Raw genomic sequence first — 23,813 nt, 5'->3', positions numbered from 1 at the left:
CCGATGTGACCTGTTTCTTTCCGTGTTCGCTCCGTGGTAACCCGCTGTCTGCTTCGACGGCGTCCCGGCCCCGGCTCAGCGCCGGGGCAGCTCGCTGAGGCCGACGTGGTCGCGGGCCCATTCGTTGAACGCCCGCACCTGCCGCCAGGCCTTGCGGACCCGGTCGAGGCAGGCGCGCTCGTGCAGAGTGTCGTCCGGCTCCCAGACCCGGATGGCGTAGAGCGACCGGTGCCGCAGCAGGTCGATGCGCGGGTGATCGGCGTCATAGCCGCGGGGTTTGGTCTTGAGCGAGTCGCCCTCGATCTCCCAGCTCTGCTTGCGCAGCTTGGCCAGCAGGCGCTCCAGCTCCGGGCCGTGCGGCTCGGTGTCCACCGCGCGCCGGAACTTGGCCAGCTGGTCGGCGGCCAGGTGGAAGCAGCCGCCGCCGACGCGCAGCCCGGCCGAGCTGATCTCCACGTAGTACGCGCCGCCGCCGCGGCCCTGCTCGATCACCCCGCCGCAGTGCGTCTTGTAGGGCCGCTTGTCCTTGGCGAAGCGCACGTCGCGATGCGGCCGGAAGACCTTGCCCTTGCCGAAGCCGTCGGAGAACTCCGCTTCCAGCTCGGTCAGCAGCGCCTCCATCGGGGCGCGCACGTCCTCGCGGTAGGTGCGGAGGTTGTCCTCCCAGTACGGCTTCGAGTTGTCGACCACCAGGCCGTCGTAGAAGTCGATGGCGTATTCGCCGAAGCCCGTGAACGTCACCCCGGCACCCTAAACGGCACCCACGACAGAAAGCGGGCGGGGAACTCGGTTCCCCCGCCCGCTCCTCGGCTACCGCCACTGCTAGCCGCTCTGGATGGCGCTGATCAGCTCGCCATTCGTGGTGTCACCGGACAGTTCCCAGAAGAAGGTGCCGCCGAGGCCCTGGGACCGGGCATACCCGACCTTGCCCTTGATCGTGGCCGGGGTGTCGTAGCTCCACCACTGGCTGCCGCACTTGGCGTAGGCGGTGCCGGCGATGGTGCCGGTGGCCGGGCACTTGCTCTTGAGCACCTTGTAGTCCTCGATGCCCTGCTCGTAGGTGCCCGGCGCCGGGCCGGTCGCCGTGCCGCCGGGGGCGTCCTGCGTCACCCCGGTCCAACCGCGACCGTAGAAACCGAGGCCCAGCAACAGTTTGCTGGCCGGCACACCCTTGCCCTTGAGCTTCTGGATCACCGCGTCGGAAGTGAATCCGGCGTTCGGGATGCCGGGGTAGGAGTTCAGCGGCGAGTGCGGCGCGGTCGGTCCCTGCGCGGCCCAGGCCCCGAAGTAGTCGTAGGTCATCACGTTGTACCAGTCGAAGTACTGCGCCGCGCCGCCGTAGTCGGCCGCGTCGACCTTGCCGCCCGCCGAGCCGTCACCGGTGATGGCCGCGGTGACCAGCTTCGAACCGAACTTGGTGCGCAACGCCGAAGCGAGGTTCGTCAGCGCCGCGGGCCCGCTGGTGTCGCAGGTCAGCCCGCAGGCGTTGGGGTACTCCCAGTCGATGTCGATGCCGTCGAACACCCCCGCCCAGCGCGGGTCGTTCAGCAGGTTGTAGCAGGAGTTCGCGAACGCGGCCGGGTTCTTCGCCGCCTGCCCGAAGCCGCCGGACCAGGTCCAGCCGCCGAAGGAGAACAGCACCTTCAGGTTCGGGTACATCTTCTTCAGCCGCTTGAGCTGGCCGAAGTTGCCGCGCAGCGCGCCGTTGTCCCAGGTGTCGGCGACCCCGTCGACGCTCTCACCGGCGCCGTAGAACCGGTCGTAGTCGGCGTAGGTGTCGCCCAGCACGCACTGGCCGTTCACCACGTTGCCGAAGGCGTAGTTGATGTGGGTCAGCTTGGCCGCCGACCCCGAGGTGTGGATGTTCTTGACGTGGTAGTTCCGGCCGTAGACGCCCCACTGGGCGAAGTAGCCGAGGGTCTTGCCGTGCGCGGTGGTCCCCAGGTCGGCGGCCGGAGCCGCCGCGGGTGCCTTGGCCGAGGCGGGAGCCACGACCGCGAGTGCCATCAGTGCCGCGGCGAACACGCCGCCCGCACCCAGCCATCTCCGTCTGTGCGAAGAGAACATCGGTGTCCTCCGTGAGCCCGGCGGTGCCACGGTGCACCGCTCGATGCCCCCAAGCTAAAAGGGTCTAGACCACTTCGTCAATGGTCCAGACCATAGTTCGCTGAGTTGCCGGGCCCGGCTACCGCTGGTCACCGGGTGGCCCGCCGGGGGCACTGGATCGGCCTAGCGTCACCCTGGGCCGGTGACGACGGGAAGGAGACCGGTTTGGCCGGGGTGGACGGGCGGACGCTGCGCTGCGGTGACGTACTGGCGGTGGCGAGGACCGAGGGTCCTTCGCGGATCGAGGTCGAGGCGGGCGCGCTGGCGGCGGCCGGGCGTGCGTGGGAGCTGGCCGAGGAGCTGAGCACCCGGCGCGTGGTCTACGGCCGGACGACCGGCGTCGGCGCGAACAAGGACGACACGGTGACCGGGGAGCACTCCACCGACCACGGCCTGCGCCTGCTGCGCAGCCACGCCGGCGGCAGCGGTGAGCTGATGCCGGACGGCCAGGTGCGGGCGATGATGCTGATCCGGCTGAACCAGTTGCTGGCCGGGCGGTCCGGGATCGGCACGAGCCTGATCGAGGCGCTGGCGAGCGCGTTGCGCGCGGGTGCGCTGCCGGTGGTGCACCGGCTGGGCGCGATCGGCACCGGCGACCTGGCCCCGCTGGCCGAAACCGGGCTGGCGCTGGCCGGGGAACGCCCGTGGCGCCGGGGTGGCGTGGCACCGGTGGCGGTGCGGGCCGGGGACGCGCTGGCGTTCATGAGCAGCAACGCGGCCACGCTCGCCGAAGCGACGCTGGCCGCGCTCGAACTGGACACGCTGACCAAGGCCAGTCACGCGGTGACCGCGCTGACCTACGTCGCGCTCGACGGGAATCCCGAGGCGTACGCGACCCCGGTGCACGAAGCCCGGCCGCACGCGGGACAGGTCGCCTGCGCGGCGGACATCCGGCGGCTGCTCGGCATGGAGGGCACGCCCGCGCCCGGTCGCCGTATCCAGGACCCGTTCGGGCTACGGGCTTTCCCGCAGGTTCAGGGCCCGGCGCTGGACGCGCTGGACCACCTGCGGGAGGTGCTGGCGATCGAAATCAACGCGGGCACGGAGAACCCGATGATCTGCGTGCCGGAAGGCGACGCCTACCACCACGCGCACTTCCACACCGCGTACGTGTCCTCGGCACTGGACCAGGCGCGGGCAACCGTGCACCAGGTCGCCGAACTGTCGGCGGCGCGGCTGGGCGATCTGGTCGAACCGGACTTCACCGGGCTGCGGCCGTTCCTCGCGGACGGGCCGGCTGGCAGCTCCGGCGTGATGATCCTGGAGTACGTGGCGCACGACGCGCTGACCGAACTGCGGCAGGCGGCGCTGCCGGTGACCCTGGGCAGCGCGATCGTTTCGCGGGGACTGGAGGACCACGCGAGCTTCTCCACCCAGGCCGCGCGGGCGACCACGGCGGCGTGCCGGGCCTACCGGCAACTGCTGGCGTGCGAACTGGTGGCCGCGGTGCGGGCGCTGCGGATGCGACGGGCGGACCTGGTGGACATCCCGGTACGCGCGGCGTTCGAGCAGGCGGGCGCGGTACTGGACCCGAGCACGGAGGACCGCCCGCTCACCGAGGACATCGCCCAGGCCGCCGCCATCCTGGACGCCCTCGCCCTCCTCTGAGCCAAACGCTATGAGTGGGGCATTACTTGCGCCCTCCCGTCGCCCACCGCCACCCTCAACGGAGCTGCGCACGGTTCTTATGAACGCTAGTAATGCCCCACTCATAGCATTCGAAGGGGGCGGGTCAGCCGAAGAAGACTTCGGCTTCTTCGTAGCGGGCGGACGGGACGGTCTTCAGTTCCGCGGTCGCCTCGGAGAGCTTCACGCGCACGATGTCGGTGCCCTTCAGCGCCACCATCACGCCGAAGTCACCGTCGGCCACCGCGTCCACGGCGCGCAGGCCGAAGCGCGTGGCCAGCACGCGGTCGTACGCGGTCGGGATGCCGCCGCGCTGGGTGTGGCCGAGCACCACCGCGCGCGACTCCTTGCCGGTGCGCTGCGCGATCTCCTCGGCGAGCCAGGTGCCCACGCCGCCGAGCCGCACGTGCCCGAACGCGTCCTTCTCCCCCGAGTGCAGCACTTCCGCGCCGCCCTCGGGCATGGCGCCCTCGGCGACCACGATGATCGGCGCGTACTGGCGCTCGAACCGCCGCTCCACCCACTCGACGACCTTCTCCACCGAGAACGGCCGCTCCGGCACCAGGATCACGTTCGCGCCACCGGCCAGGCCGGAGTGCAGCGCGATCCAGCCCGCGTGCCGCCCCATCACCTCGACCACCAGCGCGCGGTGGTGCGATTCGGCGGTGGTGCGCAGCCGGTCGATCGACTCGGTGGCGATGTGCACCGCGGTGTCGAAACCGAAGGTGTAGTCGGTCGCGCCGAGGTCGTTGTCGATGGTCTTGGGCACGCCGACCACGCCGATGCCGTCGTCGGTCAGCCGCTTCGCCACGCCGAGGGTGTCTTCGCCGCCGATCGCGATCAGCGCGTCCACGCCCTGCTCGGCGAGCACCCCGCGGATCTTCTCGACGCCGCCTTCGGTCTTGTACGGATTGGTCCGCGAGGACCCGAGGATGGTGCCACCCCTGGTGAGGATCTCCTCGACGTCACCGAGGCCCAGCGGCCTGCTGTCGCCGGTCATCGGGCCCTGCCAGCCGCTCCGGAACCCGACGATCTCCCAGCCATGGACCTCGATGCCCTTGCGGACCACCGCGCGGATCACCGCGTTCAGCCCGGGGCAGTCGCCACCACCGGTCAGCACACCGACTCGCATCAGATTCAGACCTCCGCTTGCCTGCTTTGTGTTGGGTCACACATCCGGCGCCAGCCTAGCCGCCACCGGACTTGATCGGTGCAGCAGCTAACCTCCGGCACCATGGGCGAACGGCGTACCGGGTGGGTGGCCACGCTCTCGGCGAGCGCCGCGGCCGGTGGCGTGACGGGCCTGGCCGCGCCCTTCGTGGCGCTGATGGGCCAGGTCCTCGCCGGTGAACTGGGCTGGGCGAAGCGGGATTCCGGCCTGATCGACGAGGGCCTCGATATCCCGATCGGTTTCGGCATCGTTGCCCTGCTGTTCATCATCGGCACGCTCGCCGCCGTCCGGCCGCTGGTCCGCAAGCGCCTCCCGGCCGCGCTGGCCGTCGGCGCCGGCACCGCCGCCGTGGTGGTGTGGCTCTTCCTCAGCGGCTGATCCACCCGTGCTACGGTCGCGGCGTGCAGCGCTCCTATTTCTGGTTTAGCAGGCCGGCCCCGGGTGGGCCGGTCGGCGACGCCGTGCGCTGACCTTCCACCCTCGAGCCGGTTTCCCAGCCGGCTCGGGTGTTTCTGCGATCGGGGCGGCTGGGTCGAAAGGACCCCCGCCATGACGATCACCTTCGACCCCACCCTCGCGCTGGACGCTCAGCGGACCACGAGCATCAGCCCGCTGATCCCGCCCGCGTTGCTGCGCGAGGAACTCCCCGTCGACGAGACCGTGGCCCGAACAGTCCATAAAGGACGATCGGGGACGGTCGGCGTCCTCGACGGCACCGACGACCGGCTGCTCGTGGTCGTCGGCCCGTGCTCGGTGCACGACACCGCGGCCGCGCTCGACTACGCCCAGCGCCTCGCCGCGCACGCCGAGGGCCTCGGCGACCAGCTCCACGTGGTCATGCGCGTCTACTTCGAGAAGCCGCGCACCACGCTCGGCTGGAAGGGGCTGATCAACGACCCCGGCCTGGACGGCAGCTTCGCGGTCAACCGCGGCCTGCGCATGGCGCGGCGGCTGCTGCTCGACGTCTCCGCGCTCGGCCTGCCGGTCGGCTGCGAATTCCTCGACCCGATCACCCCGCAGTTCATCGCCGACATCGTCACCTGGGGCTCGATCGGCGCGCGGACCGCGGCCAGCCAGGTGCACCGCCAGCTGTGCAGCGCGCTGTCCATGCCGGTCGGCATCAAGAACTCCACCGAGGGCGACGTGCAGGTGGCGGTGGACGCCAGCCGCGCCGCGGCCGCCGGGCACGTGTTCGCCGGGATCAACGCCGACGGCCTCGCCGCGCTGCTGACCACCTCGGGCAACCCCGACTGCCACGTGATCCTGCGCGGCAGCGCCGCCGGGCCGAATTACGACGCCGCCACCGTGGCGGACACGCTGGCCCGGCTGCGCGAGGCCGGGCTGCCCGAACGCGTGCTGATCGACGCCAGCCACGGCAACAGCGGCAAGGACCACGTGCGCCAGGGCGAGGTCGTGGGTGAGCTGGCCGACCGGATCGCCCGGGGCGAGCGCGGCCTCACCGGCGTGATGCTGGAAAGCTTCCTGGCCGCCGGTCGCCAGGACCTCACGCTCGGCCGGGCCGACGAGCTGACCTACGGCCAGAGCATCACCGACGCGTGCCTGGACTGGTCCAGCACGGCCCGGCTGCTCGACCGGCTCGCCGAAGCCGTGCGCGCCCGCTGAGGCTCAGCCGGGCAGGCCCCGGCGGTGCCACTCCTCTTCGATCGCCCGCCACCGCACCAGGTTGTGGCGGGCGTCGGCGAGGGCGTCGTGCGCGTTCGCCGGGGCGGCGGGCAGCTTCGGCTTGCCCACGTCCTCCCAGCGCTGCCGCAGGTCACGGGTGAAGCGGGGCAGCTGCCGGGGCAGCGCGGGCATCGGGCCCCACAGCTGCGCCAGCGCCACGTGGTCGTAGGCGGCGAACCAGGCCCACAGCTCGATGCCGCCGGACGGCTTGCCGAAGAACTCGAGCAGGTCGGTGCGGATGCGCTCGCGGTCGCGCCAGGCCTTGTCCGCGGGCGAGGGCAGCTTGGGGAGCACGTTGTCGCGCACCCAGGGGCCCGCCTTGCCCGGATCGAAGTCCGTCGAAACCGCGTAGAACTCCCGGCCGTTCTCGTCCACGACACCGATCGACACCAGGTCGATCGTCACGCCGTCCTCGATGAACTCGGTGTCGTAGAAAAATCGCACCGGGCAACCCTAGTCGTCGCCCATCGGGGCGATCAGGAAGCCTTCGTCTCCGGCACGCGGTCGGCGTCCACCCCGGACGGTTGCGGCGGTACCTCGGGGCGCACCCCGGCGGCCTCGGCGGCGGCCAGCTCCTTGGCCTTGGCCGCGTAGATGTCCACGTACTCCTGGCCGGAGAGCTCCATCAGCGCGTACATGATCTCGTCGGTGATCGACCGCTCGATGAAGCGGTCCCCGGCGAGGCCCTCGTACCGGGAGAAGTCCAGCGGCTTGCCGAAGCGGACCTCGAGCCGGCGCGGCCGCCACATCTTCGAGCCGATCGGATTGACCTTGTCGGTGCCGATGGTGACCACCGGGACCACCGGGACGCCGGCCTGCAGCGCGATCCTGGCGACGCCGGTCTTGCCCTTGTACAGCCTGCCGTCCGGCGAGCGGGTGCCCTCGGGGTAGATGCCGAGCAGGTGGCCCTCCCGGAGCACCCGGATCGCGGTGTCCAATGCGGCCTGCGCGGCCGAACCACCCGACCGGTCGATGGGGATCTGCCCCATGCCGCTGAAGAACCACTTCTTCAGCCTGCCCTTGACGCCCTTTTCGGTGAAGTACTCCGACTTGGCCGGGAAGGTCACCTTCCGGCGGACGTAGAGCGGCATGAAGAAGGAATCGGCGACGGCGAGGTGGTTGCCCGCGAGGATCGCGCCACCGGAGGCCGGGAGGTTCTCGGCCCCGGAGACCTTGGTCGGCCACAGCAGCCGCAGCAGCGGCCCGAGCAGCACGTACTTCATCAACCGGTACAGCACCTTGCTCCAGGCCTCCTCGCAGGCGAAACGGTCTCGGACAGCCGAATCCGATCAGCAAGACTACGAACTCGTCCGTCCCCGGCACAACGCTTGCCCCCCGGTTGCGAGTACCCCAGCGATCCATCTCACACCCGGCCACGTCCCCTCCAGTCTCCGGCATCGCCCCACGGCGGGCCGAACCCGTGCGAATATGGAGGTCTCGAACCCCTCCAGGAAGGCGAGAGCATGCCTGTGCTCGCCGGCGCGGAACCCTTCGCGCACACCGGCTCCACCGAGGCCGGCGTGTTGTTGTGCCACGGTTTCACCGGCACCCCGGCCAGCATGCGGCCCTGGGGCGCGCACCTCGCCGAGGCCGGGTACACCGTGCGCGGGCCGCGGCTGCCCGGGCACGGCACCACCTGGCAGGAGATGAACCGGACGAACTGGACCGACTGGTACGGCTGCGTCCGCGCGGAACTGCTGGAGCTGTTCGACACCTGCGCCTCGGTGTTCGTCTGCGGGCAGTCGATGGGCGGCACGCTGGCGCTGAAGCTGGCCCAGGAGTTCGGCGACCGGATCGCCGGGCTGGTGCTGGTCAACCCGTCGGTGACCACGCTGCGCTGGGACGCCCGGCTGCTGCCGGTGCTCGGCCGGGTGCTGCCGTCGGTACCGGGCGTGGCCGGTGACATCAAGAAGCCCGGCGCGGTGGAGCTGGCCTACACCCGGGTGCCGGTGCGGGCGGCGGCCAGCCTGAGCCGGTTGTGGGGCCTGGTCCGCGCCGACCTCGGCAAGGTGACCCAGCCGCTTCTCCTGCTGCACTCGGTCGTTGACCACGTGGTGGAGCCGGTGAACTCGCGAATCGTCGCCGAGGGCGTGCGCAGCGACCCGCTGATCGACGTCGAGCTGACCGACAGCTACCACGTGGCCACCCTGGACAACGACGCACCGCTGATCTTCGACCGCAGCGTCGACTTCTTCCGATCGATCGCACACACCGGGCAGGTGGACCCGAGATGAGCCGTTCGAACTCCGCCGACGGCCCGGAGGACATCGACGCCACGTTCGCCGAGATCGTGGCCGATCTGCGGGCCGAAGGCATCGGCACGACCCTCGAGCAGCAGGACGACGAGCCCGCTCCCCCGGCTCCGCCGCCACCCGCACCGCCTCCCCCGTCGCCGGGCCCGCCCGAGCAGACGGTGGCGGCCAGCGGCTGGCGCGGCTCCGAGCGCGAGTGGGAGGCCACCGTCTTCGGTGACGACCCGGCCGCCGACGACGAGCACTTCGTCCCGCCGGAGCCCCCGCCGCTGCCGCGGCCCCGCAAGGGCGCGCTGGTGGTGCTGCTGTTCTTCGTGCTCGGCCTGCTGCTGCTGATCGCGCCGGGCGTGATCGGGCTGAGCAGCGCGCTGGGCACCCCGATCGGGCTGCTGGTGCTGGCGGTGGGCATCGGCCTGCTGCTGCTCCGCGTCCGGCAGGGCCCGCCGGACGGCGCCGACCCGGACAGTGGCGCGCAGGTCTGAGCGTTCCGCCGTAGGGTTGGTCATGCGCATCGACTTCCACCCGTCCCGCCGCTCGACCGTGGGCGCCGAATGGGAGCTGGCGCTGGTCGACCGCCGCACCGGGGAGCTGACCTCGGTGGCGCAGCGCGTGCTCGACGAGGTCCGGCCCGACGGGGCCGACGAGCACCCGAAGATCAAGCAGGAGCTGCTGCTCAACACCATCGAGATCATCACCGGCGTCTGCGACACCGTCGCCGAGCTGGGTGACGACCTGGCGGGCACGCTGACCGAGCTGCGGGGGTACACCGATCCGCTGGGCGTGGAGCTGTTCTCCGCGGGCACGCACCCGTTCTCCACCTGGTACCAGCAGAAGGTCACCGACAAGGAGCGCTACGCCAAGCTGATCGACCGCACCCAGTGGTGGGGGCGGCAGATGCTGATCTACGGCGTCCACGTGCACGTCGGGCTCGACCACCGGGACAAGGCGCTGCCGGTGCTCAACGCGCTGCTGAACTACGCGCCGCACCTGCAGGCGCTCTCGGCGTCTTCGCCGTACTGGGGCGGGGAGGACACCGGGTACGCCTCCAACCGGGCGCTGATGTTCCAGCAGCTGCCCACGGCCGGGCTGCCGTTCCAGTTCACCGAATGGGCCGAGCTGGAGAACTACGTCGACGACATGTTCGTCACCGGGGTGATCGACCACCTCTCGGAGATCCGCTGGGACATCCGGCCCGCACCGCACTTCGGCACCATCGAGATGCGCGTGTGCGACGGGCTGCCCACGCTCGAAGAGGTGGCCACGATCGCCGCGTTCACCCAGTGCCTGGTCGACGACTTCAGCGCGCGGCTGGACCGGGGCGAGCGGCTGCCGACCATGCCGCCGTGGCACGTGCAGGAGAACAAGTGGCGCGCGGCCAGGTACGGCATGGACGCCATCATCATCCTCGACGCGGCGGGCCACGAGCGGCTGGTGACCGAGGACCTGGACGTGGTGCTGGAGCGACTGGAGCCGGTGGCGAAGCAGCTCGACTGCGTGCGGGAGCTGCGCGGGGTGGAGAAGATCCTGCGCTGCGGCGCCAGCTACCAGCGGCAACGGGCGGTGGCGCGGGAGCACAACGGCAGCCTGAAGGCCGTGGTCGCCTCACTGATCGCCGAAATGCGGGACGGCATCGCCGAAGACTGTTAGGCGAGGAGGGCCAGGAGCGAGCGCGGGCTCATCGGCGTGGCGCCTTCGGCTTCGATCCGGGAGCGCAGTTCCCGGTCCGCGGTGGCCACGAGGACGTGGTCCCGCGGGCGGGCGTCGCGGACGACGGAGACGATTTCCGAGTCGCCGTCCCGCGCGGCCGGGACGACCTCGACCCCGGGAACAGCGGGGACACCGCGGGCCTGGCCTTCCACCACCAGGATGATCCGCGGCCACCAGTACCAGTCCGGGAGCATCGGCGAGGTCATCCCGGTCAGCGCCAGCGGTGCGAGCTGGTCACGCAGGCGCGCCGCGGCACCGGCGCGGTCCCGCCACCAGCCGTCCGGGCGCGAGCCCATCACGTTCGCGGCGTCGACCACCAGCACCAGTTCCCGCCCGACCTGGGTCCGCAGCTCCGGCCACGCCAGCGCGAAGTCCCGGTGCAGCCGGTACTCGTCCACCTCGTCGACCGGCACCCAGCGCAGTTCGCTGCTCTCCCGGTTGCGCACCCGCTCGCACACCGGGTCCGTGGCCACCGCCAGCACCGTGGTGTAACCCCAGCCCCCGTGGTCCACAGTGGACGAAGCCACCGGCCGCACCGCGGCGGGCGGGACGGCGGCCTCCTCGTCGGCCTCCCGGGTGGCCGCCTCCGCCGGGCTCTCGCCGGGGCGCAGGGCCCCACCGGGCAGCGCCCAGGTCCGGCCGTGGTGCGTCCACCACGCGCGGTGCTGCAGCAGCACCCCGCGCGCCGGATCGGTGAGCAGCAGCCCGGCCGCGCCGTGCAGGCCCCAGTGCCGGTGCCCCTGGGCACAGGTCACGAAGGTGTCTTCGGCGAACACGCCCTCCCGTCACCCCCCGCCACCCTCAACGGAGCGCTACGCGCCATCACCCTCCTCCCGTCACCCCCCGCCACCCTCAACGGAGCGCTACGCGCCATCACCCTCCTCCCGTCACCCCCCGCCACCCTCAACGGAGCGCTACGCGCCATCACCCTCCTCCCGTCGCACCCTCAACGAAGCGTTTCGCGCCTCCTACCCTGGCACACCGATCCGCGTCCCCGGTGCCGCCGCGGCCTCCCTGGCCAGGGTGGCCGCGCCGACGATCGCGGTGTCGTCGCCCAGGTGCGCGGTGCGGATGCGGGCCAGCGGCCGGTGCCCGGCACCGGTGATCGCGGTCGCGTAGTGCTCGCGGGCCTCGTCGAGGAACAGCGGCGCCGACTCCGACACCCCGCCCCCGATCACCATGATCTCCGGGTCGAACACGTCGGCCACCAGCGCGAGCCCCTCCCCGAGCCACTTCGCCATCTCGGCCATCGCGCGCTGGGCGACCGGGTCGCCGTCACGCGCGGCCGCGGCCACACGCCGCCCGGTCACCGAACCGGGGTCACCGGCGGTCTCCCTGGCCAGCACGGTGGACCGGCCGGGGTTGCGGGCCAGCAGTTCGACCGCGGTCGCGGCCAGCGCCGTGCCGCTGCAGTAGCGCTCCCAGCAGCCGTACTTGCCGCACGGGCAGGGCCGCCCGCCCGGCACCACGGTCAGGTGCCCCAGCTCGGGGCCGACACCGTGCGCACCGCGGTAGAGCTGACCGTCGAGCAGCAGGCCCGCGCCGATGCCGGTGCCCAGCGCGATCAGCGCCACCACCTTCGACCCGCGTGCCGCGCCGAACCGGTGCTCGGCCAGCGTGGCCGAGTTCGCGTCGTGCTCCAGGGTGACCGGCAGGCCGACGCGCTTGGCGATCCGGTCGGCCACCGGCGCCGCCCGCCACGCCAGGTGCGGGGCGAACATCACCGAGCGGCGGTCGGTGGCGACGAACCCGGCCACCGCCAGGCCCACCGCGGTCACCTCGTGCCGGTTGCGCAGGTCTTCGACCACCCCGGAGATGGCGTCCTCGAGCGCGCCTTCGCCGCCGGGCGTGCCGACCCGCGTGGTGTCCAGCAGCGAACCCTGGTCGTCCACCACCCCGGCGCGCACGCTGGTGCCGCCGACGTCCACCCCGATCGCCAGCTCAGGACGGCGGAACGTCCGCTTGAGCGTCTTCTTCAAGCCACGAGAACCCATCTATCGGCCGGTATCCCAGTCTTCCCGGCGCCGCACCGGCACGTGCTGCACCCGCGCCGATCCGGTCGCGCCGGACGGCGGCTGCGGCCGCGGCGGGGTGTACCCGGGCATGTGCACGCCTTCCTCCGGCGCCCAGCGGTCGGCCAGCACCGCCCGCAGCAGCGCGACGAGCTGCGCGGCCTGCTCCAGCACGCGTGCGGCGATCTCCGGGCGCTCCCCGCGGGCCAGCGAGACGACCGCGCACAGCGGGCACCAGCCGCACCCGCCCGGCGGCTCCTGGTGGCCCGCCGCGTTCTCGTCGTGCCCGGCCGCGACCACCCCGTCCAGCCAGGGCGCGGCCCGCTCCACCACCAGTTCGATGAGCAGCCGCAGCTCCTCGGCCAGCGAATGCGCTCCGGTGGTCGTCTCCGCGTCGGGCATCAGGTACCTCCGGCCGGCTCGAGCTGGACCACCAGCCCGGCGGAATCGGCTTCCGCACCGGTGATCCGGCACGGGCGCAGCAGCTCGGGCAGGGCGATCACCCGGCGGAACCCGTCCACCGTGATCGCCAGGTCGTCGCCGACCCTGGCCAGGTCCACCTTGGCCGACCGGGACAGCGGCACGCCGACCCGCAGCTCGTGCCCACCGTCCACAGTGGAACTGTCCGCCACCGAGAGCAGCGGCGCCACCGGCATGGCCGAGCGGGCCAGCGGGTCGGCCGTGCCGTACAGGCCGGCGGCGATCTCCAGCAGCGCGGGCAGGCCGACCGGCTCGACCGCGCGGTGCTCGACCCGGCGCAGCGCCCCCGCGGGCAGGCCGCTCGAAGTCAGTTCGGTGAGCACGGCGTCCTGCTGGGCGCGGCGGGTGCGCAGCCACGCCGCCGCCGAACCGGGCATGCGGCCGGGCGCGGGCATCAGGCGGTTGACGATCAGCCCGTCGACGGCGATGCCGCGCAGCGCGAGCGAGCTGAGCGTGCGGCGGGTCTCGGCGACCACCAGCCGTTCCGGCGTGAGCACCAGGCGCACGCTGGTCGTCGACGGGTCGGTGAGCAGGGTGCGCAGGCCGGCCAGGTGGGTGGCGAACCGCCGGACCGAGCGGCCGAGGCCACCGCGCCCGCGCAGCCTGCCGAGGTAGCCGGAGATCGCCTCGGGCAGCGAAAGCAGCCGCAGCGTTTCCGCCGTCGGCCCGCAGTCGACCACCACGTTCTCCCACGGCCCGGCCTCGGCGAGCCGGCGCACCTCGGTGAGGGACAGCAGTTCGTCCACGCCCGGCACCACGGTCAGTTCCTCGGCGTCCAGCGCGTCGATCCCGGCACCGGCGAGCAGGCCGCGCAGCTCGCCGCGGAGATCGCCCCAGGCGTCGTCGACCAGCGCGCGCGAGTCGATCTGCGCGGCGTGCAGTGCGCTGTCCACTTCGGACGGCTCACCGGAGAGCCCAATGCCGAAGGCGTCGCCGAGCGAATGGGCGGGGTCGGTGGAGACCACGAGCGTCTTCCGGCCCCGCGCGGCGAGCGCGGCGGCGGTGGCGGCGGCGAGCGTCGTCTTGCCGACCCCGCCCTTGCCGGTGAACAGCAGGATGCGCACGATCAGCCCTCAGCTCGGCGCTTGAGCTCCTTCAGCGCGGTATCCATGATCATCTTCTCGGCCTTGCGACGCAGCAGGCCGATCATCGGCAGCGCCAGCTCCACCGACAGGGTGTAGGTGACCTTGGTCCGGCCCCCGCCCAGCGGCTCGAGCAGGTACCGGCCGTCCTGCGCCTTCTGCATCTGGCCCTTGATCAGGTGCCAGCTGACCGAGAGCCCGTCGGGCGCCCAGTCGTACTCCAGGGTGTAGACGTCCTTGACCGGACCCGCGTCGAGGGTCATCTTCACCTGCTTGGCCCGGCCGCCCCCGGCCTCGGCCAGCACCTCGGTCTCGCGGACGGCCTTGGTCCACTCCGGGTAGGCCGGGAAGTCCGCGATCACCTCCATGATCCGTTCCGGCGACGCGTCGACCTCGATGGACTGCGTGGACTGCTCGGCCATGGGCAAAGGCTACCGTCCGAGAAGGACTACCAGCGCAGCACGTACGGCTGTGCCGTCTCCTTGAAGTGACCGACGTTACGGCACTCGGTCCGCCCGATGCGCGCACGCGCGGCCAGCGGCTGGTGCACATGGCCGAAAAGCGACCAGCGCGGTTGCGCGGAAAGGATGAGTTCGCGCAGCGAGTCGGAGCCGAATTCGTGGCGGCGCGCGACCACGTCGTAAGTCAGTTCCGGGACCGACGGCGGGATGTGGCTGCACAGCACGTCGATGTCGGCGAGCTTGGCCACCGAGGCGTCGAACTCGTCACGCGGGCGCAGGTAGGGCCGCCAGACCGGGTTCGCCCGCGGCTTGACCCCGTCCGGCAGGAGCGCGCCGCCGACGAAGCCGAACCGCAGGCCGCCGATCTCGGCCACCTCGCCGTCCAGGATCTGGGCGCCGGGGCCGGCGAACTCGGGCCACAGCGCGGGCGTGTCGACGTTGCCCGGGGTCAGGTAGACCGGGGCGGTCAGCGCGCCGAACAGCGTCTCGTACTGGCCGCGGATCGCCTCGTCCACCGCGGCGCCGGGGTCCTCGAGGCTGCCCCAGAGCGAGCGCGCGAAGGCGACCGTCTCGTCACGGGTGCCCTCCCGGCGCAGCCGGGCGAACTCCCCCACCTTCTCCTCGCCGAACAGCGTGCCGAGGATGCCGTTGCCGTGCCGCCGGTAGTCGACGAAGTCGAGCAGGTCACCGAGCACCACCAGCGCGTCCGCGCCCTCCCCCGCCCGTGCCAGCGCCTCGGCGTTGCCGTGCACGTCGGACACCACGTGTACCCGCATCTGTTCCCCCTGCTCCCCCGCCTCAACCAGCCGACGGCGGCACCCCGGGCGCCCGGCCGTCTTCCAGGATCTCCTTGAGTTCCAGCGCGATGGCCTTCGCCGCCCTGGCCCGCCGGTCGAACTCCCGGCGAAGCTCACGCTGGGTGAGCTCGCGGGTCGGCGTGGCCCTCAGGAAGTAGTGCAGGAGCGTGCCGTCGAGCACCGGTTCCAGCCACACCTCCATGGTGCCGACCAGCGCTCCGCGCACGGTCCAGCGCAGTCCCCGCTCGCCCCGGTCGGTGTAGACCTCGAGCACCAGATCGGGCCAGTACCTGGTCCAGGACCTGGGATCGGCGAAAGCGGCGGCGACGGTCGGCGGCGGTACCGCGAGAAAGGTCTCGTCGACGATGTCGAGCGCCGGCGGCGCCTGGTTCGAAGCGGACACGACGTGCAGAATGTCATGTCTAGGCAGGTCGGGGGTCCGGGGGTCGTCCACCGAGCGGACAACGCGGACAACACTGCGCAACGACCGTGCGCCCACCGTGGCCAAGCGGGATTGGGCAAGCTAGGTTAACCCGCGAGTAACACCAAAGCCGGTGGTCGATTTCGGAGGTCCCACGTGCGCGAATTCAGCGCTCCCGCCACCCGGAAGGTTTCCGAAGAGGAGAGCCTCGCCGACGTCGTCTGGTCCAACGCCGAGCGCTTCGGCGAGGTGATCAGCTTCCGGCGCCTGGTCGACGGCTCCTGGCTCGACGTGACCGCGCGTGAGTTCGCCGCCGACGTGCTCGCCGCGGCCAAGGGGCTCGTCGCCGCGGGCATCGAGCCGGGCGACCGGGTCGGCCTGATGTCCAAGACCCGCTACGAGTGGACCCTGCTCGACTTCGCCATCTGGGCGGCAGGCGCGGTCACCGTGCCGATCTACGACACCTCGGCCGCCGAGCAGGTGCACTGGATCCTCTCCGACGCCCAGGCCAAGGCCGTGTTCGTGGAGACCGCCGAGCACCGCGCCACGCTGGAGGGGGTGCGCTCGCGGCTCGGCTCGCTGGAGCACACCTGGCAGATCGAGGGCGCCACCCCGGCGCTGGACGAACTGGGCAAGCTCGGCGCCGGGATCAGCGACGACGACCTGCACGCGCGCCGCCGCGCGGTGAAGTCCACCGACACCGCCACCATCGTCTACACCTCCGGCACCACCGGCAGGCCCAAGGGCGTCGAGCTGACGCACCACAACCTGCTCTCGGAGATCCAGGGCGCGATCCAGGCCTTCCCGCAGCTGATGGAGCAGGGCAATTCGCTGCTGGTGTTCCTGCCGCTGGCGCACGTGCTGGCCAGGGCGCTGGCGCTGACCGGGGTGACCGCGCGGGTGACGCTCGGCCACACCTCGGACGTGAAGAACCTGGTCGCCGACCTGGGCACCTTCCGGCCGACCTTCGTCGTCGCCGTGCCGCGCGTGTTCGAGAAGGTCTACAACGGCGCGAAGCAGAAGGCGCACGGCGACGGCAAGGGCAAGATCTTCGACGCCGCCGAGGCCACCGCGGTCGCCTACAGCCAAGCCAAGGACAACGGCACCCTCGGCCTGGGGCTGCGCGTCAAGCACCTGGTGTTCGACAAGCTGGTCTACTCGAAGCTGCGCGCGGCGCTGGGCAGCCGGTGCATCGCGGCGGTGTCCGGCGGGGCCCCGCTGGGCGCGCGGCTGGCGCACTTCTTCCGCGGCATCGGCGTGCCGGTGTTCGAGGGCTACGGGCTGACCGAGTCCTCCGCGGCGTCCAACGTCAACACCGAGGCCGCCTTCCGCGTCGGCACCGTGGGCAAGCCCATCGCCGGTACCTCGGTGCGCATCGCCGAGGACGGCGAAGTGCTGCTGTCGGGCGAGGTGGTCTTCGCGGGCTACTGGAACAACCCGGAGGCCACCGCCGAGTCGCTCAAGGACGGCTGGTTCCACACCGGTGACCTCGGTGAACTGGACGACGAGGGCTTCCTCAAGATCACCGGGCGCAAGAAGGAGATCATCGTGACCGCGGGCGGCAAGAACGTCGCCCCGTCCGGGCTCGAGGACAGCCTCAAGGCGCACCCGGTGATCAGCCAGGCGATGGTCGTGGGCGATCAGCGGCCCTACATCAGCGCGCTGATCACCATCGACGAGGAGTACTTCCCCTCGTGGAAGTCCCAGCACGGCAAGCCGGAGGGCGCCACCGTGGCCGACCTCGCCGACGACGCCGACCTGCGCGCCGAGGTGCAGGCCGCGGTCGACGAGGCGAACCGGCTGGTCTCCCACGCCGAGGCGATCAAGAGGTTCGCCATCCTGCCGCAGGACTTCACCGAGGCCGGTGGCGAGGTCACGCCGAGCATGAAGCTCAAGCGCAACGTGGTGACCAAGAACTACGCCACCGACATCGAGACCCTCTACACCACGTAGCTCACGACAGAGCTCACGGCAGGTTCGCTTCGATCCCGTCCAGGATCAGCTTGAGGGCGGATTCGAAGCGCTCCTCCGGGTTGCGGAACCGGGCTTCGCGCACGGTCCGCTCGAAGTACGGGAACGCGCCGCTGCCCACCACCTGCTCCACGTAGGGCGCGATCGCCGCGTGCGCGGCGTCGCGGTCCACGCCGGAGCGGCGGCGCGCCTCCCGCTCGGCCAGTTCGGCGTCGGTGGAACCGGAGACCCACGCCGCGAGCACCAGGAAGGTCTCCAGCACCTGCCCGGTGTCCAGCCCCAGGTCGTCCAAAATGGACATGCCGAACTCCATGCGCCGCAACATGTTCGGCCCGGCACTGGAGCGGCTCACGGTCATTCGGCTCAACCACGGGTGGCTCAGCAGGGTGGCGCGGTGCCCGCGCAGCAGCTCGCTGATGTCGGCCCGCCAGTCACCGGTGCGCTCGGGCAGCACCGCGCCGGTGAAGCACTGGTCGATCATCAGCTCGAGCAGTTCCTCCTTGTTCGGCACGTAGCGGTAGATGGTCATCGCGCCGGTGCCCAGCTCCGCGGCCACCTTGCGCATGGACAGCGCTTCGATGCCGTCGGCGTCGGCGAGGCGGATGGCCGTCTCCGCGATCTGCTCCCGGCTGTAGGACGGCTTCGGACCACGGCCGCTCCACTCGGGCCGCATCCAGATGTTCCAGGGGGCGCTGGGCTCGCTCATTGCGCGCATCCTCCTCTCCGAAGACTGGGGGAATCATTGTTGCGTACGTCGTACCCAGTTGGCTAGCCTCTGCGTACGACGTACCCGGTCTACCGGGGATTGTTCGGAGTTCGTTCGGAGGTCAGCGGGATGGGCGCACCAGGGCACGAGCCGATCGTGGTCGCCGAGGGGCTGCGGAAACGGTTCGGGGAGACGCAGGCGCTCTCCGGGCTGGACCTGAACATCCCGGCGGGCACGGTCTACGGCCTGCTCGGGCCGAACGGGGCAGGCAAGAGCACCACGATCCGCGTGCTCACCACGCTGACCAAGCCGGACGCCGGGCGCGCCAGGATCGCCGGTTTCGACGTGGCCACCCAGCCCGGCGAGGTCCGCCGCCGCATCGGCCTCGCCGGGCAGCACGCGGCGGTCGACCAGGAGCTGACCGGGCGCGAGAACCTGTGGATGTTCGGCAGGCTGTTCCACCTGACCGGCAAGCAGGCCGCCCGCCGCGCCGACGAACTGCTCGAGCGCTTCGACCTCACGCACGCGGCCGACCGCCAGGTGCGCACCTACTCCGGTGGCATGCGGCGGCGGCTCGACGTGCTCGCCAGCCTGATCATCGCGCCCGCCGTGCTGTTCCTCGACGAGCCCACCACCGGTCTCGACCCGCGCAGCCGCAACGAGATCTGGGACGCCGTGCGGGGACTGGTGGCCGGGGGCACCACGGTGCTGCTGACCACCCAGTACCTCGACGAGGCCGACCAGCTGGCGAACAAGATCGCGGTGATCGACACCGGCAAGGTGATCGCCGAGGGCACCCCGGCGCAGCTCAAGTCCCGCATCGGCGGACGGCTCGACGTGGTCATCGCGCCCACCGCGGACCTGATGCGCGCGGCCAGGGCGATGGCGGAGATCGCGCGCGCCGCCCCCGACGTCGACCCGGACGAGCGGCGGGTCAGCGTGGCCACCGGCTCGGCCACGCTGAGCCTGCCGGACGTGCTGCGCTGGCTGAACATGGCCGGGATCGAGGTGGCCGACATCGGCCGCCGCACGCCCACGCTCGACGAGGTCTTCCTCGAACTCACCCACCGCACCCGGCCCGTGGCGGAGGTCCCGGCATGACGTACCCGCTGACGCAGCCCGAGTGGTCGAAGCTGCGCTTCACCGTGCACGACGGCCTGACCGTGCTGTACCGGAACCTGCTCAAGCTCAAGCACAGCCCGGGGCAGGTGATCGCCGGGCTGGCGTTCCCGCTGGTGGCGGTGGTGCTCTTCGGCTACGTCTTCGGCAGCGCGATCCCGATCGACAACGGCGCGAATTACCGCGAATACCTGATGCCGGGCCTGTTCGTGATGAGCCTGACCATGTCGATCGCCGGCACGCTGACGGTGATCGCCAAGGACAACGGCCTCGGCGTGATGGACCGCTTCCGCTCGATGCCGATGTCGCGCTCGGCGGTGCCGTTCGGCCAGACCACCGCCGACCTGCTCGTCGGCGCCACCGGCGTGATCGTGATGTCGCTGTGCGGGCTCGCTTTCGGCTGGCGGGCGCACCACGGTTTCTGGATGACGCTGGCCGGGTTCGGCGTGCTGTTCCTGATGAACTTCGCCGTCTCGTGGGTCGGGGTCTTCCTCGGCTCGGTGATCAAGCGGGAGGAAACGGCGTCGCGGGTCGGACCGCTGCTGATGCCGGTCACGATGATCTCGAACGTCTTCGTGCCCACCAGCGGCATGCCCGGCTGGCTCGCCGTGATCGCCGAATGGAACCCGATCAGCGCGACCGTCGGCGCCCTGCGGGTGCTGTTCGGCAACCCGGGCGTGCCGACGGGCCCGGATGTCGCCTGGCCACTGGCGAACCCGGTCCTCGCGTCGATCGGCTGGTCCGTCCTGATGCTGCTGGTCTTCGCTCCGCTGTCGGTCCGCAACTTCAACCGCGCCGGCCTGTAGCGAACGCTATGAGTGGGGCATTACTTGCATTCAACGCTTGGAATGCCCCACTCATAGCAATCAGGCGGCCGAGGCGACCCAGGTTCGGACGACGTGGTCCAGTACCGGGAGCGGGACGATCCCCGCGCCCAGCACCACGTCGTGGAAGGCGCGGATGTCGAACCGCTCCCCCAGCGCCGCTTCGGCTTCGGCGCGCATGCGCTGGACTTCCAGCCGTCCCACCATGTACGCCAGCGCCTGGCCGGGGCAGCCCGCGTACCGGTCGATCTCCAGCTCGATCTCCAGCCGCGCCATCGGGGTGTGCTCGACGAGGAAGTCCACCGCCTGCTGACGGCTCCAGCCCAGCGCGTGCATCCCGGTGTCCACCACGAGCCGTCCGGCGCGCATGGAGTCCTGGGTGAGCATGCCGAACCGCGACAGGTCGTCGGAGTACAGGCCCATCTCGTCGGCGAGCCGCTCGGTGTAGAGGCCCCAGCCCTCCAGGTACGCGTCCACGCTCATCACCCGCCGCACCAGGGGCAGCTCGGTCAGGTTCAGCGCCGTGCACAACTGGAAGTGGTGCCCCGGAATGGCTTCGTGGAAGGCGATCGCCTCACTGGTGTACCGCGGCCGTTCCTCAGCGCGGTGGGTGTTCGCGTAGTAGACACCCGGCCGCGAACCGTCCAGCGACGGCTCGATGTAGTACGCGATCGTCCCGCCTTCGGCCTCGGCCTCCGGGATCGAGGTCACCTCGCAGACCTGCTCCGGCACCCGGCCGAACCAGTGCGGGGCAACGGCTTCCGCCCGCCGGATGGCCGCACGCGCGGCCTCGAGCAGTTCTTCGCCGTCCCGCCAGCGCAACTCGGGGTCTTCCCGCAGCCGCCGGAAGATCTCCGGCAGGTCGTCGGTGCCGAAGACGCGCGCGCCCAGTTCGCGGCACTCCTCCGCCAGCTTTTCGATCATCTCCAGGCCGGTGGCGTGCAGTTCCTCCGGCGTCCGGTCGGTGGTCGTGTACACCCGCGCCAGCGCGGCGTAGCGCGCCTTGCCGTCCGGCTGCCAGCAGATGCCGGGCTGGTCGGCGCCCCGCGCCCCCGGCTTCAGCTCCCGCACCAGGAAATCGCGGTACCGCTCGAGTGCCGGGCGCACCACCTCGGTGAGCAACCGGTCCTGCTCCTCGGCGTACCCGTCCAGCTCGACGCCGGGCGTCCGGCGCAGCGGGTCGTCCTCTGGCGCACCCAGGTACCGGTTCAGGCCGGCGATTCCGGCGTCCACCAGGAACTCCGGCGCCCGCAGCCCGTCGGCCAGCCCGGCCTGGTGCCGGACGATCGCCGAGGCCAGGTACGCCGGGATCTCCCGCAGCCGGTCCAGGTGGGCACGGGCGCCCGCCTCGTCGGCCACCGAGGGCACGGGCAGGAACAGCAACAGGTGCTGCGCCGGGCCGACCTGCATGTCGCTGACCGAGAAGTCGGTCACCCGTGCGTCGAGGAGGTCCACTTCGGACTGTGCGAAGTCGATCAGCGCGAGCCGCGTGGTCTCCTCCTCGGCCGACTGCGGGCTCGCTTCCCGCGCGCGGCGGCCCAGTTCCAGGTAACGGGCGCGGTACCCGGTCTGCGCTTCGGCGCCGAAGTCCGGCAGCTGCCGGTCCGGGATGCCGAGGCCGAGCATCAGCGGCAGCATCGGCTGGTGCTCGAAGTGCAGGTCGAGGAACTCCTGGGCCAGCTCGTCGACGGCGCTCATTTCGCCGCCCACTCGGTCACCACGGCGTCCAGCACCGACAGCGGTAACGCACCACCACCGAGCACCAGGTCGTGGAAGGCACGGATATCGAACTTCTCTCCCAGCACGCGTTCGGCCTCGGCGCGGATGCGCTGGATCTCCAGGCGCCCCACCATGTACGACAACGCCTGGCCGGGGAAGGCGATGTAACGGTCCACTTCGGACTCGATCTCCACCTGCGGCATCGGCGTCTGCTCCACCAGGTAGTCCACCGCCTGCTGACGGCTCCAGCCCAGCGCGTGCAACCCGGTGTCCACCACCAGCCGCCCGGCACGCATCGAATCGCAGCTCAGCATGCCGAGCCGGGCCACGTCGTCGGAGTACAGCCCCATTTCCTCGGCCAGCCGCTCCGAGTACAGGCCCCAGCCCTCGGAGTAGGCGTTGAAGTCGCCGACCCGGCGCAGCAGCGGCAAGTGGTCCAGCCCGAGCGCGGTGCTGAGCTGGAAGTGGTGCCCGGGAATGGCTTCGTGGAAGGCGACGGCCTCCGACATGTGCCGGAACCGTTCGGTCGCCTGGTGGGTGTTCGCGAAGTAGGTGCCGGGGCGCGAGCCGTCCGCCGCGGGCCACAGGTAGTACGCCGCCGCGGCGCCGGGCGCTTCCGCCTCGGGCACGGCTTCGACCACGCACTGCTGCGGCGGGATGCGGCCGAACCACTTCGGCGCCTCCGCCTCGGCGCGGGTGATCGCGGCACGGGCGGAGTCGAGCAGTTCATCCGCGCTTTCCCAGCGCAGCGCGGGATCGGTGCGCAGGCGGTCGAAGATCTCCGCGAGGTCCTTGGTGCCGAAGACCCGCGCGCCGAGCTCCCGGTACTCCTCGGCCAGCTCGCCGATCAGCCGCAGCCCGGTGGCGTGCAGGTCCTCCGGGGTGCGGTCGGTGGTGGTGTGCTTGCGGGCGAGCGCGGTGTAGATCTCGTCCCCGCCCGGCAGCCACTTCAGCCCGGCCTGGTCCAGCGGGCGCCCGTGCGGGGCGATCTCCTCGGCGAGCACGGCGCGGTAGGCGGCGAACGCGGGACGCACCACCGACTCCAGCAACTCGGCCCGGCGGCGGCCGAACTCCTCGTCCGGCGCCGGCTGGCGCAGCAGCGGGTCGTGCTCGGGGTCCCCGAGGTAGCGGTCCAGGTGCTCGATCGCGGCGTCGACGAGGTGCGCCACGGGCGTGCGCCCGGCCGCGAGCCCGGCGCGGTGCCGGTCGGCGATCCGCTCGAGGTACTCGGGGATCGCGGCGATCCGGCCGAGGTGCGCCTCGGCGGAAGCGCCCTCGGTCACCGTGATCATCGGCAGCGTGGTCAGCAGGCCCACCGCGGGTGAGATGAACATGTCGGTGATGGTGAACTCGATCAGCCCGGAGTCGATCCCGTCGATGTGCGCCCGCGCCTGGGAAAGCAGCACGTCGACGGTGACCCGGTCGACCTCGCCGAGCGCGGCGCGGTCCAGCGCGGCGGCCCGGTCGGCGATGGCCACCAGCCTGGCCCGCTGGCGCTGTTCGGCCTCGGCACTGGGATCGCCCAGGCCGGGGCGGGTCTGGTCCAGCCCGAGCAGCACCGGCATCAGCGGCTCGGCTTCGAAGAGCAGGTCGGTGAACTCGTCGGCGAGTGCGACGGCCTCGGTCATCGGGCGTCCCCCAGTGTCGGTCGGTGTCTCCCCAGACCCTAACCGGAA

Annotated in this window: 24 protein-coding genes; 9 read left to right on the top strand and 15 right to left on the bottom strand. The window is 71.5% G+C overall.

What is annotated here, in order from left to right:
- Positions 1-75 precede the first annotated feature (75 nt).
- Positions 76-741: a DUF2461 domain-containing protein gene (locus tag L3Q67_RS22885; protein ID WP_499183522.1), complete on the bottom strand. Its 666-nt coding sequence runs from the start codon at positions 739-741 to the stop codon at positions 76-78.
- An 81-nt stretch (positions 742-822) separates the two neighbouring features.
- On the bottom strand, positions 823-2,007 hold the full coding sequence (locus tag L3Q67_RS22880; protein ID WP_499191621.1) for a glycoside hydrolase family 18 protein: 1,185 nt from the start codon (positions 2,005-2,007) through the stop codon (positions 823-825).
- Positions 2,008-2,271: 264 nt separating this feature from the next.
- Here L3Q67_RS22880 and L3Q67_RS22875 point away from each other — a divergent pair, with 264 nt between their 5' ends.
- Entirely contained in the window at positions 2,272-3,714 is a 1,443-nt protein-coding gene (locus L3Q67_RS22875) for an aromatic amino acid ammonia-lyase (RefSeq protein ID WP_499183521.1), read from the top strand.
- 124 nt (positions 3,715-3,838) lie between these two features.
- Here L3Q67_RS22875 and L3Q67_RS22870 read toward each other — a convergent pair whose 3' ends face one another.
- A complete protein-coding gene (locus L3Q67_RS22870; protein WP_499183520.1) occupies positions 3,839-4,864 on the bottom strand; it encodes a 6-phosphofructokinase in 1,026 nt (341 codons plus the stop codon).
- Between the two features lie 102 nt (positions 4,865-4,966).
- Here L3Q67_RS22870 and L3Q67_RS22865 point away from each other — a divergent pair, with 102 nt between their 5' ends.
- The gene (locus L3Q67_RS22865) at positions 4,967-5,281 is read left to right on the top strand and encodes a hypothetical protein (RefSeq protein ID WP_499183519.1); all 315 of its coding nucleotides are present in this window, start codon (positions 4,967-4,969) and stop codon (positions 5,279-5,281) included.
- Between the two features lie 171 nt (positions 5,282-5,452).
- On the top strand, positions 5,453-6,526 hold the full coding sequence (locus L3Q67_RS22860) for a 3-deoxy-7-phosphoheptulonate synthase (RefSeq protein WP_499191398.1): 1,074 nt from the start codon (positions 5,453-5,455) through the stop codon (positions 6,524-6,526).
- A 3-nt stretch (positions 6,527-6,529) separates the two neighbouring features.
- On the opposite strand, the gene L3Q67_RS22855 is transcribed toward L3Q67_RS22860, so the two are convergent.
- Entirely contained in the window at positions 6,530-7,030 is a 501-nt protein-coding gene (locus L3Q67_RS22855) for a polyadenylate-specific 3'-exoribonuclease AS (protein ID WP_209668810.1), read from the bottom strand.
- Between the two features lie 32 nt (positions 7,031-7,062).
- Complete coding sequence (locus L3Q67_RS22850; protein WP_499191397.1) at positions 7,063-7,824, bottom strand: lysophospholipid acyltransferase family protein; 762 nt, start codon at positions 7,822-7,824, stop codon at positions 7,063-7,065.
- Positions 7,825-8,049: 225 nt separating this feature from the next.
- On the opposite strand from L3Q67_RS22850, the gene L3Q67_RS22845 reads away from it, so the two are divergent.
- The 3 genes from L3Q67_RS22845 to L3Q67_RS22835 are packed head-to-tail and all read left to right on the top strand — an operon-like array spanning position 8,050 to position 10,485.
- Positions 8,050-8,820, top strand: coding sequence for an alpha/beta hydrolase (locus tag L3Q67_RS22845; RefSeq protein WP_499191396.1), 771 nt, complete (start codon positions 8,050-8,052; stop codon positions 8,818-8,820).
- Positions 8,817-9,320, top strand: coding sequence for a hypothetical protein (locus L3Q67_RS22840; RefSeq protein ID WP_499191395.1), 504 nt, complete (start codon positions 8,817-8,819; stop codon positions 9,318-9,320). Before L3Q67_RS22845 ends, L3Q67_RS22840 begins: the two co-directional genes overlap by 4 nt.
- Positions 9,321-9,342: 22 nt before the next feature.
- Entirely contained in the window at positions 9,343-10,485 is a 1,143-nt protein-coding gene (locus L3Q67_RS22835) for a glutamate--cysteine ligase 2 (protein ID WP_499191394.1), read from the top strand.
- On the opposite strand, the gene L3Q67_RS22830 is transcribed toward L3Q67_RS22835, so the two are convergent.
- From L3Q67_RS22830 to L3Q67_RS22800, 7 genes are all read right to left on the bottom strand, one after another.
- Positions 10,482-11,321 (bottom strand): NUDIX domain-containing protein, encoded by an 840-nt coding sequence (locus L3Q67_RS22830; protein ID WP_499191393.1) that lies wholly within the window; start codon positions 11,319-11,321, stop codon positions 10,482-10,484. The two genes, L3Q67_RS22835 and L3Q67_RS22830, sit on opposite strands and share 4 nt — an antisense overlap.
- 192 nt (positions 11,322-11,513) lie before the next feature.
- Positions 11,514-12,473, bottom strand: a complete 960-nt coding sequence (locus L3Q67_RS22825) for an acetate and sugar kinases/Hsc70/actin family protein (RefSeq protein ID WP_499191620.1) — start codon at positions 12,471-12,473, stop codon at positions 11,514-11,516.
- 66 nt (positions 12,474-12,539) lie between these two features.
- The gene (locus L3Q67_RS22820; protein ID WP_499191392.1) at positions 12,540-12,959 is read right to left on the bottom strand and encodes a hypothetical protein; all 420 of its coding nucleotides are present in this window, start codon (positions 12,957-12,959) and stop codon (positions 12,540-12,542) included.
- Positions 12,959-14,101, bottom strand: coding sequence for an ArsA family ATPase (locus L3Q67_RS22815; RefSeq protein ID WP_499191391.1), 1,143 nt, complete (start codon positions 14,099-14,101; stop codon positions 12,959-12,961). The genes L3Q67_RS22820 and L3Q67_RS22815 overlap by 1 nt, the downstream gene beginning before the upstream one ends.
- A 2-nt stretch (positions 14,102-14,103) precedes the next feature.
- Entirely contained in the window at positions 14,104-14,541 is a 438-nt protein-coding gene (locus tag L3Q67_RS22810; protein WP_282774479.1) for an SRPBCC family protein, read from the bottom strand.
- A 26-nt stretch (positions 14,542-14,567) separates the two neighbouring features.
- Positions 14,568-15,356: a metallophosphoesterase family protein gene (locus tag L3Q67_RS22805; RefSeq protein ID WP_499191390.1), complete on the bottom strand. Its 789-nt coding sequence runs from the start codon at positions 15,354-15,356 to the stop codon at positions 14,568-14,570.
- Positions 15,357-15,378: 22 nt separating this feature from the next.
- Positions 15,379-15,780: a polyketide cyclase / dehydrase and lipid transport gene (locus L3Q67_RS22800; RefSeq protein ID WP_499191389.1), complete on the bottom strand. Its 402-nt coding sequence runs from the start codon at positions 15,778-15,780 to the stop codon at positions 15,379-15,381.
- A gap of 174 nt (positions 15,781-15,954) precedes the next feature.
- Here L3Q67_RS22800 and L3Q67_RS22795 point away from each other — a divergent pair, with 174 nt between their 5' ends.
- Positions 15,955-17,751 (top strand): AMP-dependent synthetase/ligase, encoded by a 1,797-nt coding sequence (locus tag L3Q67_RS22795; protein WP_499191388.1) that lies wholly within the window; start codon positions 15,955-15,957, stop codon positions 17,749-17,751.
- A 13-nt stretch (positions 17,752-17,764) separates the two neighbouring features.
- Here L3Q67_RS22795 and L3Q67_RS22790 read toward each other — a convergent pair whose 3' ends face one another.
- The gene (locus tag L3Q67_RS22790) at positions 17,765-18,475 is read right to left on the bottom strand and encodes a TetR/AcrR family transcriptional regulator (protein ID WP_499191387.1); all 711 of its coding nucleotides are present in this window, start codon (positions 18,473-18,475) and stop codon (positions 17,765-17,767) included.
- Between the two features lie 129 nt (positions 18,476-18,604).
- Here L3Q67_RS22790 and L3Q67_RS22785 point away from each other — a divergent pair, with 129 nt between their 5' ends.
- Together L3Q67_RS22785 and L3Q67_RS22780 are read left to right on the top strand one after the other, a co-directional pair.
- A complete protein-coding gene (locus L3Q67_RS22785; RefSeq protein ID WP_499191386.1) occupies positions 18,605-19,576 on the top strand; it encodes a DrrA family ABC transporter ATP-binding protein in 972 nt (323 codons plus the stop codon).
- Positions 19,573-20,400 carry an ABC transporter permease gene (locus tag L3Q67_RS22780; protein ID WP_499191385.1) on the top strand — a complete coding sequence of 276 codons (828 nt, stop codon included), beginning with the start codon at positions 19,573-19,575 and terminating at the stop codon, positions 20,398-20,400. Before L3Q67_RS22785 ends, L3Q67_RS22780 begins: the two co-directional genes overlap by 4 nt.
- A gap of 60 nt (positions 20,401-20,460) precedes the next feature.
- On the opposite strand, the gene L3Q67_RS22775 is transcribed toward L3Q67_RS22780, so the two are convergent.
- Positions 20,461-22,116 carry a DUF885 domain-containing protein gene (locus L3Q67_RS22775; protein WP_499191384.1) on the bottom strand — a complete coding sequence of 552 codons (1,656 nt, stop codon included), beginning with the start codon at positions 22,114-22,116 and terminating at the stop codon, positions 20,461-20,463.
- Positions 22,113-23,765 (bottom strand): DUF885 domain-containing protein, encoded by a 1,653-nt coding sequence (locus L3Q67_RS22770; protein ID WP_499191383.1) that lies wholly within the window; start codon positions 23,763-23,765, stop codon positions 22,113-22,115. Before L3Q67_RS22770 ends, L3Q67_RS22775 begins: the two co-directional genes overlap by 4 nt.
- Positions 23,766-23,813: the final 48 nt, after the last annotated feature.

The organism is Saccharothrix sp. AJ9571 (genome assembly GCF_021725495.1).
GTDB classification, from domain to species: Bacteria; Actinomycetota; Actinomycetes; order Mycobacteriales; family Pseudonocardiaceae; genus Amycolatopsis; species Amycolatopsis magusensis.
This window is presented reverse-complemented; position numbering and strand designations above follow the sequence as displayed.